At 74.6% G+C, this 12616-nt stretch carries 2 protein-coding genes and 1 pseudogene; all 3 read left to right on the top strand.

Annotation, left to right across the window (positions count from 1 at the left end):
* Positions 1-3265 (top strand): type I polyketide synthase (locus K6I33_RS21840; protein WP_229355591.1); only part of this gene is annotated, 3265 nt, incomplete at its 5' end.
* A 161-nt stretch (positions 3266-3426) separates the two neighbouring features.
* Positions 3427-9345, top strand: a pseudogene (locus K6I33_RS21835) (type I polyketide synthase); the annotation flags it as partial.
* Positions 9346-9417: 72 nt separating this feature from the next.
* On the top strand, positions 9418-12616 hold a 3199-nt coding region (locus K6I33_RS21830; protein ID WP_229355583.1), incomplete at its 3' end, for a type I polyketide synthase.

The raw sequence follows: 12616 nt of genomic DNA, 5'->3' as shown, positions 1-12616 counted from the left end.
GACCGACGGCTACACCCTCTTCATCGAATCCAGCGCCCACCCCGTCCTCACCCCCGTCCTCCCCGAAGGCACCACCGGCATCGGCACCCTCCGCCGCAACGACGGCGGCCTGCGTCGCTTCCTCACCAACGCCGCCCACGCCTTCACCCACGGCGCACCCATCCACTGGCCGGCCGCCTACACCGACACCGGCGCCCACCACACCGACCTCCCCACCTACCCCTTCCAGCGCCAGCGCTACTGGGCGGCGACCTCGCCCTCCGGCACCGGTGTGGCGGCGGCCGCCCGGTTCGGGATGACCTGGGAGGAGCATCCGCTGATCGGCGGTGCGTTGCCGCTCGCCGAGTCCGGCCGGGTGCTGCTGGCCGGGCGGCTGGCGCTGGCCTCTCAGTCGTGGCTCGCCGGCCACAGCGTGTCCGGCACGGTCCTGCTCCCCGGTACCGCCTTCCTCGACATGGCGCTGCACGCCGCGGCGGCAGTGGGCTGCGACGGCATCGAGGAACTCGGGCTGGAGGCACCACTGTTGCTGCCGCAGAGCGGTGGCGTACGACTCCAGGTCGCCGTCGACGCACCCGATGGGTCGGGGCGGCGTCGGCTGAGCGTCCACTCGCAGCCGGAGGGGACAGAGGGGACATCGGACGACGCCGCCTGGACCCGGCACGCCACCGGCGTGCTGCTGCCCGCCCCGGACGCCCTGGACACGGCCCCCGCCCCGGCCCCGGCCCTGGAGTGGAGCCGGGAGAGCTGGCCGCCCGAGGGGGCCGAGCCGCTGGACGTGGCAGAGCTGTACGGCCGGTTCGCCGCGCTCGGCTATGAGTACGGCGAGGTGTTTGCCGGGGTCGAGGGCATTTGGCGGCGTGACGGCGAGGTGTTCGCCGAAGTGCGGCTGCCCGCAGGAGCTGCGGTGGACGCGGCCCGGTTCGGTGTGCATCCCGCCCTGTTCGACGCGGCGCTCCAGCCCTGGCTGGTGGGCGGGTTCGTCCCGCTGCCCGAGGACGGTTCCGTACTGTTGCCGTTCGCCTGGCAGGGCGTCACGTTGCACGCGTCCGGCGCCGACGCGCTGCGGGTGCGGCTGGGCCGGGCCGGGGAGTCGGCGGTGTCCTTGCAGGCCGTGGACCTCGCCGGGGCGCCGGTGCTGTCGCTGGAGGCGATGGTGCTGCGGCCACTGCCGCAGGAGCGGCTGGCGCAGGTACTCGGGGGTGCGGCGGCCGGGCCGCTGTACCGCCTGTCCTGGCAGCGGGCCGGGAGCCCCGGGGCGTTGCCGCCGGAGTCCGCCCGCTGGGCGGTGGTCGGCGGTGGCGTGGTGGGCGAGGGCCTGGACGCCTTCTCTGACCTGGATGTCTTCTCGGACCTGGATGTCTTCTCGGACCTGGATGTCTTCTCGGACCTGGGTGCGCTGCGCGCCGCGCTGGACGCCGGCGCCGCGCTGCCCGACGTGGTGATCGCTTCCTTCGCCTCGGGTCCGGCGGGCACCGCCGCCGAGGTGCGGGAGACGGCCCGTCGTGGGCTCGCGCTCGTGCAGGAGTGGCTGGCGGACGAGCGGTTCGCCGACGTGCGTCTGGTGGTGCTCACCCGCCGCGCGGTGGCCGCCGCCCCGGACGAGGACGTGCCGGACCTGGCAGGCGCCGCGCTGTGGGGGCTGCTGCGCAGCGCCCAGACCGAGCACCCGGGCCGGTTCACCCTCATCGACACCCCCGGCGAGGTGTCGCGGGCCGCTCTGGCCGCCGCAGTCGGCACCGAGGCCACCCAACTGGCCGTGCGGCACGGGGATATGCTCATCCCCGCCCTCACCGTTCTGGATGAGAACGAGGCGGACGCCGCGCCGTTCGGCCCCCGGGGCACCGTCCTGCTGACCGGCGCGACCGGCACCCTCGGCAGCCTGCTCGCCCGGCACCTGGTCCGCGTCCACGGCGTACGGCGGCTGCTGCTGCTCAGCCGCAGCGGGCGGGACGCCGAGGGGGCGGCCGGGCTGGAGCGTGAACTGACGGAGCTGGGCGCCCATGTCGAGCTGGTCGCCTGTGACGCGGCCGACCGTACGGCGCTGGCCGGCGTCCTCGCGGCCGTTCCCGCCGAGCACCCGCTCACCGCCGTGGTCCACACGGCGGGGGTGATCGACGACGGCACCGTCGAGGCGCTCTCCCCCGAGCGGCTCGATCGCGTCCTGCGTCCCAAGGTGGACGCCGCGCTGAATCTGCACGAGCTGACGGCCGGGCTGCCCTTGACCGCGTTCGTGCTGTACTCCGGCGCGACGGGCCTGCTCGGTGGTGCCGGACAGGCCAACTACGCCGCCGCCAACACCTTCCTGGACGCGCTGGCCCACCACCGGCGGGCGCAGGGCCTGCCGGGCGTGTCGCTGGCGTGGGGGCTGTGGAGTGCGGTGAGCGCGTTCACCGGGCACCTCGGCGAGGTGGATCTGCGGCGGATGGCACGGATGGGTATCGCGCCGCTGTCGGAGGAACAGGGCCTGGAGCTGTTCGACCGGGCCGTCCGGTCCGGTGGTGCGGCGGGCGGCCGGGAGCCGCTGGTGTGCGCGATGCGGCTGGACACGGCGGCGCTGTGCGCGCAGCGGGCGGAGCACGGCGCCGCTGCGGTGCCCGTGCTGCTGCGCGAGCTGGTGCGCGGGCTGGCGCCGGCCACCGGGGTGCGGCGCGCGGCGGCGCGTACGGAGCGTGCCGACCGTACCGGTGGGGCCGTGGGCGGGGCGGGGGCGCCGGAGGCGCTGCGGTCCCGGCTGGCCGGGCTGGACGACGCGGGCCGGCGGGCGGAGCTGCTGAGCCTGTGCCAGGAACAGTTGGCGGAGGTGCTGGGCTTCGCCGATGCGGCGTCGGTGGACCCGGACCGTTCCTTCCGCGAGATCGGGCTCGACTCGCTGACGGCCGTCGAACTGCGCAACCGGCTGGGCACGGTCACCGGCCTGCGGCTGCCTCCCGCGCTGGTCTTCGACCACCCCAGCCTCCAGGCGCTCGCCGGGCACCTGACCGGGCTGCTGGCGGCGGAGGGCCGGGCGGACGCGGGCGCGGCGGCGCTGTCCGGGATCGATGCGCTGGACCGGGCGCTGCGGGAGCTGCCGACGGACGACATCCGGCGCGATGTGGTCCGCCGTCGACTGACGGAGCTGCTGGCCTCGGTCGGCGGTGCCATCGGGGGCGGTCCGGTGACGAGCGGTTCCGGTGACGGCGCCGGGCATGCGGACGAGGACGTGCTGGAGCGGCTGGACTCGGCCTCGGACGACGACCTGTTCGCGTTCATCGAGGACCAGCTGTGAGGGGCCGGTGGACGCCACGGGACGCGAGGGACGCCATAAGACAGCAGCAGGCGCCATGAGACAGCAGCGGATGCGATGAGACAGGCCGGCGCGGTGAGCACCGCCGGCAACCAGCACGACAGGCAACAGCGAGAAGGCCAGAAAGGGTCCGGTCGATGACCGCCAACGAGGACAAGATCCGCGACTACCTCAAGCGGGTCACCGCCGAACTCCACGGCACACGGCAGCGCCTGCGCGCCCTTGAGCACGACGCCCGCGAGCCCATCGCCATCGTGGGGATGAGCTGCCGGCTGCCCGGCGGTGTCACCTCGCCCGAGGAGCTGTGGCAGCTGGTCGACTCCGGCACCGACGCGGTCTCGCCGTTCCCCGACGACCGCGGCTGGGACCTCGACGCGCTCTACGACCCCGACCCGGACAAGGCCGGCACCGCCTACTCCCGCGAGGGCGGCTTTCTGCACGACTGCGCCGACTTCGACGCGGAGTTCTTCGGGATCAGCCCGCGCGAGGCGCTGGCCATGGACCCGACGCAGCGGCTGCTGCTGGAGACGTCGTGGGAGGCGTTCGAGCGGGCCGGGATCGACCCGGCGTCGGCCCGGGGTTCGCGTACCGGGGTGTACGCGGGCGTGATGTACCACGACTACGGTGCCCGGCTGCGCGAGATCCCGCCGGGGATGGAGGGCTATCTGGTCAACGGCAGTGCGGGCAGCATCGCCTCGGGCCGGATCGCCTACACCCTGGGTCTGGAGGGCCCGGCGGTGACGGTCGACACCGCGTGCTCGTCGTCGCTGGTCGCCGTGCACCTGGCGGCCCAGGCGCTGCGGCAGCGGGAGTGCGACATGGCGCTGGCGGGCGGCGCGACCGTGCTGTCCACGCCGGATCTGTTCATCGACTTCGCCCGGCTGCGCGGGCTGGCCGCCGACGGCCGCTGCAAGGCGTTCTCGGACGCCGCCGACGGCACCAGCTTCGCCGAAGGGGCGGACATGCTGCTGCTGGAGCGGCTGTCGGACGCGGTGGCCAAGGGGCACCGGGTGCTGGCGGTCATCCGCGGCTCCGCCGTCAACCAGGACGGTGCCAGCAACGGCCTGACGGCGCCGAACGGCCTCGCCCAGCAGCGGGTGATCCGCCAGGCCCTGGCCAACGCCGGCCTGGGGGCGGACCAGATCGACGTGGTGGAGGCGCACGGCACCGGCACCCGGCTCGGCGACCCCATCGAGGCGCAGGCGCTGCTGGACACGTACGGCAAGGGGCGGACCGCCGACCGGCCGCTGTGGCTGGGCTCGCTGAAGTCCAACATCGGGCACACCCAGGCCGCCGCGGGCGTGGCCGGGGTCATCAAGACGGTGCTGGCGATGCGGCACGGACGGCTGCCCCGCACCCTGCATGTGACCCGTCCCTCCAGCCGGGTGGACTGGTCGGCGGGCGCGGTCGAGCTGCTGACGGAGGCCAGGGACTGGACCGGGCGGGAGGACGCCCCGCGCCGGGCGGGCATCTCCTCCTTCGGCGCGAGTGGCACCAACGCGCACCTGATCCTGGAGAGCGCGCCGGACGCGGCTCAGGAGCCGGACGCCGGTCAGGAGCCGGACGCCGCTCAGGGGAACGCCCCCGTGGCGCCGGGAGGCATCGCCGCCTGGGCCCTGTCCGGGCGCACCGAAGCAGCCCTGCGCGCCCAGGCGCGGCGGCTGCACGACCACCTGTCCGGCAGTCCGGAGGCCGCGATGGACCCGGCTCCGGCCCCGGCCCCGGTGGGGCGGGCGCTGGCCCGTTCCCGTACGGCCTTCGAGCACCGGGCCGTGGTGCTGGGCGCCGGATCCGGTGAACTGCTCGACGGGCTGGAGGAGTTGGCTCGTGGCGGCGCCGGGGGGCCGCGGCTGATCACCGGCCGGGCCGCCCGTGGCCGCCGTACCGCCCTGCTCTTCACCGGGCAGGGCAGCCAGCGGCCGGGTGCCGGGCGCGAGCTGTACGAGCGCTACGACGTCTTCGCCGCGGCCCTGGACGAGGTGACGGCGGAGCTGGACCCGCACCTGAAGGGCCATGCCGCCGCACGCCCGCTGCGCGAAGTGATGTTCGCCGCCGCGGACAGCGAGGCGGCCCGGCTGCTGGACCGCACCGAGTACACCCAGCCCGCGCTCTTCGCGCTCGAAGTGGCGCTGTTCCGGCTGGTGGAGGCGTGGGGCCTGCGCCCGGACGCACTGCTGGGCCACTCGGTCGGCGAGCTGGCCGCCGCGCACGTGGCCGGGGTGTTCTCGCTGCCCGACGCCGCCCGGCTGGTGGCCGCGCGCGGCCGGCTGATGGGTGCGCTGCCGTCCGGTGGCGCGATGGCCGCGCTCCAGGCGAGCGAGGCGGAGGTCGCGCCGCTGCTGGCGGGGCGCGGTGCCGAAGTGGGCATCGCCGCCGTCAACGGCCCTTCGGCCACGGTGATTTCCGGCGACGAGGCGGCCGTGGAGGAGCTGGCCGCGCACTGGCGGGAGAAGGGCCGCCGGGTCAAGCGGCTGCCGGTCAGCCACGCGTTCCACTCGCCGCACATGGACGCGATGACGGCGGACTTCGCACGCGTCGCGCGGGAGGTCGGCTACGCCGAGCCGCGCATCCCGGTCGTCTCCAACCTCACCGGCGAGGTGGCGGACGGCACCACGCTGTGCACCCCGGAGTACTGGGTGCGGCACGCGCGGGAAGGTGTGCGCTTCCTCGACGGCATCCGGAGCCTGCGGACCCGGGGCATCGACACCTTCGTCGAGCTGGGGCCGGACGGGACGCTGACCGCGCTGACCCGCGCGTGCCTGCCGGAGGACGACCACGCGGAGTCGACGGAGTCAGCGGAGGCGGCGGAGCCCGCCGAGCGTGCCGTCGTGATGGTGCCCGTGCTGCGCCGCGACCGCGACGAGCCGGCGTCCTGTGTCGGGGCCCTGGCCACGGTGCACGCCCACGGCGTCCCCGTCGACCTGGCCGCCCCGCACGGCGACGGCCCCACGGCCGCCACCGACCTGCCCACCTACCCGTTCCAGCGCACCCGCTACTGGCTGGACGCCCCGCGGCCCGCCGCCGGCCCGGCCGCGGCCGGACTCGACACCGCGGATCACCCGCTGCTCGCCGCCGCCCTCGACCTGCCCGACGGCGAGGGCACCGTACGCACCGGGTTGCTCTCGGTCCGCGCCCACCCGTGGCTCGCCGACCACACCGTCTGGGGCCGTACCGTGGTGCCCGGCGCCGCGCTCCTGGACCTCGCCGCCCGGGTCGGAGCAGACCTCGGCCACGCCCGGGTGGCCGAGCTGACCTTCGCGACTCCCCTCGTTCTGCCGGGAGATGCGGACGGACACGCCACGGGTGTCCGGCTGCGGGTCACGGTGGGCGGCACGGACGCGTCCGGCGCCCGGACCGTACGGATCGACTCGTGCCCGGCCGAGGCCGAGGGACCGGCCGCCGGCTGGACGCGGCACGCCACGGGCGTGCTCGTCGCCGACACGGACAGCACGGATGGCGTCAGCGCTGACGACGGCGGCTCCGGCGACGGCTCCGGCGACGACCGCTCCGGCGACGCCCTGGCCGGCCTGCGGGGCGCCTGGCCACCCGCCGGCGCCACCCCCGTCGCCGACGACGCGGACCGGATCGCGGCGGAGTACGCGCGCTTCGCGGCTGCCGGAGTCGGCTACGGCCCCTCCTTCCAGGGCCTGCGCGCGGTGTGGCGGCGCGGCGAGGAGGTGTTCGCCGAGGTGCGGCTGCCGGACCGGCTGACCGACGGCGCCGCCCGGTACGGCGTCCACCCGGCACTGCTGGACGCGGCGCTGCACGCCACCGGCTTCGGCGGGCAGTTCGCCGAGGGCCCCCACGGGCTGCTGCCGTTCGCCTGGAACGACGTACAGCTGCACTCCCGTGGCGCCACCGGCCTGCGGGTGCGGATCGCCCCGGCCGGTCCCGACTCGGTGACCGTCGCGGCCGCCGACACCGAGGGCCGTTCCGTGTTCGCCGCCCGCTCGCTCGCGCTGCGCCGGATGGCGGCGGACCAGCTGCGGCAGGCGCGGGGCGAGGGCGCGCCACTGTACCGACTGGAGTGGACGCCCGCCGGGGAGCGGGCGGTGGAGGGTACGGGCGAGTGGGCCGTCGTCGGCGACCATGACCCCGCGCTCCTGCGGGATCTGCGGGCCGCGATGCCGACCGGCTCCGTACACGCCGCCGCCGACCTGGCCGGCCTGGCCGCGCCGGGTACCGTACTGGTGGACCTCGGCGGAGACGCCGGCCTCGCCTCCGACGTCCATGAGCTGACGGCTCGGGTGCTGAGCCTCGTACAGCGCTGGCTGGCCGAGGAGCGCTTCGCCGACGCACGGCTGGTGCTGGTGACGCGCGGCGCCGTGGCCGCCGGTGCGACGGTCACCAGCCCGGCCGCCGCCGCGGTCTGGGGTCTGCTGCGCAGCGCCCAGGCCGAACACCCGGGCCGCTTCGTCCTGGTGGACCTGGCGGCGGTGGACCCGGCGGCGCCGGACGGGGAACGGGACGCCGACTACCGCGCCCTGCCCCGGGCCCTCGCGACCGGTGCGGGCCAGATCGCCCTGCGCGACGGCACGCCCCTCCTCCCCCGACTCGTCCGCGACACCCGCGCCACCCGCTCCGGCTCCGGCTCCGATTCCGGTTCACCCTGGCGTACGGACGGCACAGTGCTCATCACCGGCGGAACCGGGACGCTCGGCCGGGCCGTCGCCCGCCACCTCGTGACCCGGCACGGCGTACGGCACCTGCTGCTGACCAGCCGGCGCGGCGCGGACGCGCCGGGAGCCCGCGAACTCGCCGTCGAGCTGGCCGGTCTGGGGGCGAGCGCGGACATCGTCGGCTGCGACGCGGCGGACCGAGCGGCGCTGGCAGCCGTACTCGACGCCGTCCCGGCCGACCGCCCGCTCACCGGGGTCGTCCACACGGCAGGCGTCCTGGACGACGGCACCGTCACCGCCCAGACCACCGAGCGGGTCTCGGCCGTGCTGCGGGCCAAGGCCGACGCGGTCCGGCATCTGCACGAGCTGACGCGCGGACTGGACCTGTCCGCCTTCGTGCTGTTCTCCTCGGCCGCCGGAACGCTCGGCAGCCCCGGCCAGTCCGGCTACGCCGCCGCCAACGCCTACCTCGACGCGTTCGCGTCCTGGCGCCGGGCGCAGGGACTGCCCGCCGTGTCCCTGGCCTGGGGCCTGTGGGGCGACGAGGAAGGCGGCCAGGGCGACGGCATGGGCGCCGGGCTGGGCGCCGCCGACCTGGCCCGGCTGCGCCGCTCCGGCATCCTGCCGCTCGGCCGGGCCGAGGGGCTGTCGCTGCTCGACGCCTCCTGCGCCCCGGACGGGGCCGGGGACGAGGCGGTGCTGCTGCCGCTGCGCCTGGACCTCGCGGGGCTGCGCGCCCGTGCGGCGAACGGGACGGGCGTGGTGCCCGAGGTGCTGTACGGCCTGGTCCCCCCGGCCGCAGCAACCCCCTCCCCCGCTGCGGCGGCAGTCGCGGACGATGCCGAGCGGACCGCCGCCGGTCTCGCCGAGCAGCTGGCGGGCAAGGCACGCGGCGAGCGCATCGCCGCGCTGCGCACACTGGTGCGGACCGAGGTGGCGACGGTCCTCGGGTACGGTGACCCGCACCGCGTCGAGCTGCAGACCTCCTTCAAGGAAGCCGGTTTCGACTCGCTGACCGCCGTGGAACTGCGCAACCGGCTCACCACCGCCACCGCGCTGCGGCTGCCCGCCACCCTGGTCTTCGACCACCCGACCCCCGCCGCGCTCGCCGACCACCTGGAACGTGAACTCCCCCAGGGCGACCGGGACACCGGAACTCCCTCGGACGTGGCGGCCGTACTGGAGACGCTCGACCGCGTCCGGGACGGGCTCGCCGAGGCCGTCACCGACGACGCCGGCCGGTCCGACGTCGCAGCCCGGCTGCGCGACCTCCTCGGGCTCCTCGACGCCTCCGCCGCGCCGGCGGCTTCCCCGGGCTCCGGCGGCTCCGGCGGCTCTGATGGCTCCGGTGGCTCCGATGCCGCCTCGGTGGCCGACCGACTGGCGACCGGCAACGACGACGACCTGTTCGATCTCCTCGACAGCGGCTTCAAGTTGACGTAACCCCACCCGCCCCCACCCACCCCTCCTCCGGCCACTCAACGGCTTTTGTTCCAGATCCAGAAGGAAACGCACGTGTCCTCTGCAGCGCCCGCCAGCAACGAAGAGAAGCTTCGCGAATACCTCCGCCGCGCCATGACGGACCTTCATGAGGCACGCGAGCGGATCCGCCAGGTCGAGTCGAGCCGGAGCGAGCCGATAGCGATCGTGGGGATGGGTTGCCGTTTCCCGGGCGGGGTCACCTCGCCCGAGGGCCTGTGGGACCTGGTGGCCTCGGGCACCGATGCCATTTCCCCGTTCCCGGTGGACCGGGGCTGGGACGTCGAGGCGCTGTACGACCCGGTACCCGGCCGCCCGGGCCGCACATACAGCCGCGAGGGCGGGTTCCTCCACGACGCGGGCGAGTTCGACGCCGGCTTCTTCGGGATCTCGCCCCGCGAGGCCCTGGCCATGGACCCCCAGCAGCGGTTGCTCCTGGAGACGTCCTGGGAGGCGCTGGAGCGGGCGGGCATCGACCCGCACACCCTGCGCGGCAGCCGCACCGGCGTCTACGCCGGGGTGATGTACCACGACTACGGCACGTCGGTGGCTCACACCGCCGAGGACGAGGTGGGCGGCTTCCTTGGCACCGGCACCTCCGGCAGCGTCTTCACCGGCCGGGTCTCCTACACGCTGGGCTTCGAGGGCCCGGCGGTGACGGTCGACACGGCCTGCTCGTCCTCGCTGGTGGCCCTCCACCTCGCGGTGCAGGCACTGCGCAACGGCGAATGCGACCTCGCGCTCGCCGGTGGCGTCACCGTCATGGCCGGACCGGGGACGTTCGTGGAGTTCTCGCGGCAGCGGGGGCTGGCGGCGGACGGGCGTTGCAAGGCGTTCTCGGACGCGGCGGACGGCACGGGCTGGAGCGAGGGCGCGGGCGTGCTCGCGGTCGAGCGGCTCTCGGACGCGATACGCAACGGTCGGCGCATCCTGGCCGTGGTACGCGGTTCCGCCGTCAACCAGGACGGCGCCAGCAACGGCCTCACCGCACCCAACGGGCCCTCGCAGCAGCGCGTCATCCGCGACGCGCTGCGGAACGCCGGTCTGGGGACGGGCGATGTCGATGCGGTGGAGGCGCACGGTACGGGCACCCGGCTCGGTGACCCCATCGAGGCGCAGGCGCTGCTGGCCACATATGGCAAGGGGCGGGCGACCGGCCAGCCCTTGTGGCTGGGCTCGTTGAAGTCGAACATCGGGCACACTCAGGCCGCTGCGGGGGTGGGCGGTGTCATCAAGATGGTGCTGGCCATGCAGCACGGCGAACTTCCCCGCACCCTGCATGCCGAGCAGCCCTCCACCGAGATCGACTGGTCGTCGGGCGCGGTCGCCCTGCTCAACGAGCCGGTGACCTGGTCCCGGCTCGACCGACCCCGCCGCTCCGCCGTCTCCTCCTTCGGAGTCAGCGGCACCAACGCCCACATCATCCTGGAACAGGCACCCGAGCCGACCGAGGCAGATGAACCGGAGAACGTACGGGCGTTGAGCCCGGTACCGGTCGTCGTCTCGGCACGGAGCGGCGAGGCGCTGCGCGCGCAGGCGCGCCGACTGGTCGACCACGTGGACGCGGACAGCGTGCTGGACCTGGGCTACTCCACGGCCGTCGCGCGCTCGGCCTTCGAGCACCGGGCGGTCGTGCTGGCCGGGGACAGCGCTGCGCTGCGGGCCGGGCTGGAGGCGATCGCCGCGGACGAACCGTCCGCCGATGTTGTCTCCGGTGTGCCGGCCGGGGACGGTGGCCAGTCGGTGTTCGTCTTCCCGGGGCAGGGGACGCAGTGGGCGGGCATGGCCGTCCCACTGCTGGACGAGTCACCTGTTTTCGCGGAGGCCATGGCCCGCTGCGAGGCAGCACTGTCCGGGCTGGTCGACTGGAAGCTCACCGACGTCCTGGCCGACGAGGACGCCCTGCGCCGCGTCGACATCGTCCAGCCCGCCAGCTTCGCCGTCATGGTCTCGCTGGCCGAGCTGTGGAAGTCCATGGGCATCGAGCCGGATGCCGTCATCGGCCACTCACAAGGCGAAATCGCCGCAGCCGTGGTCGCCGGAGCCCTGTCGCTCGAAGACGGCGCCCGGATCGTCGCCCTGCGCGCCCAGATCATCGCCCGCGAACTCGCCGGACACGGCGGCATGGCCGCCATCGCCCAACCCCCCATCGAGGTGGAAACCCGCCTCGCCAAGTGGGACGGCCGGCTTGAGGTCGCGGTGATCAACGGCCCCTCCGCCACCGTCGTCGCCGGAGACCCCGACGCCCTCACGGAACTGGTCGCCGACTACGAGGCAGAGGGAATCCGGGCCCGCACCATCGCGGTGGACTACGCCTCCCACTCCACCCACGTCGAAACCATCCAGGACGAGCTTCTCCAGGCGCTGGACGGCATCCGCCCCCAGTCCTCAGCCATCCCGTTCTACTCGACGGTCGAAGCGGCCCCGATCGACACCACAGCCCTGACCGCCGACTACTGGTACCGCAACCTGCGCCAGACCGTCCGCTTCCACGACACCGTCCAACGCCTCCAGACCGACGGCTACACCCTCTTCATCGAGACGAGCGCGCACCCCGTCCTCGTCCCCGCACTCCCGGACAATGCCGTGAGCGTAGGGACCCTCCGCCGCAACGAAGGCACCCTCCGCCGCTTCCTCACCTCCACCGCCGAAGCCTTCACCCACGGCGCACCCATCCACTGGCCGGCCATCTTCGGGGGAACCGGCGCCCGCCGCACCGACCTCCCCACCTACCCCTTCCAGCGCCGGCACTACTGGCTGGAGGCTGCCCAGGCCCCGCAGGAGTCTCTCTCCTACCAAGTCACCTGGAAGCAGCTGTCGTTCACCGGTTCGGCACGTCTCACCGGCCACTGGCTGCTCCTCTCCCCCACCGGCCACGACACCGACCTCACCCAGGCCCTCACCGCACACGGCGCCACCGTCACCCACCTCACCATCGACCCCACCACCACGGACCGCACCACCCTCACCACCCTCCTCACCACCCACCACGACCAGCCGGTCACCGGCATCGTCTCCCTCCTCGGCCTCGCCGCCACCGTCGCTCTGACGCAAGCCCTCGGCGACAGCGATCTCGACGCACCCCTGTGGACGATCACCCAGGGCGCCGTCGCCGTCACCCCCGGCGAGATCCCCGACCCCGAAGCCGCCCAACTCTGGGCCTTCGGACGAGTCGCCGCCCTCGAACTCCCCGACCGCTGGGGCGGACTCATCGACCTCCCCCACACCACCACAC

It is taken from the genome of Streptomyces sp. UNOB3_S3, from assembly GCF_020740895.1.
In the GTDB taxonomy this organism is placed as follows: Bacteria; Actinomycetota; Actinomycetes; order Streptomycetales; family Streptomycetaceae; genus Streptomyces.
The sequence above is the reverse complement of the archived record's forward strand: the minus strand, read 5'-3'. Positions and strand labels throughout refer to the sequence as shown.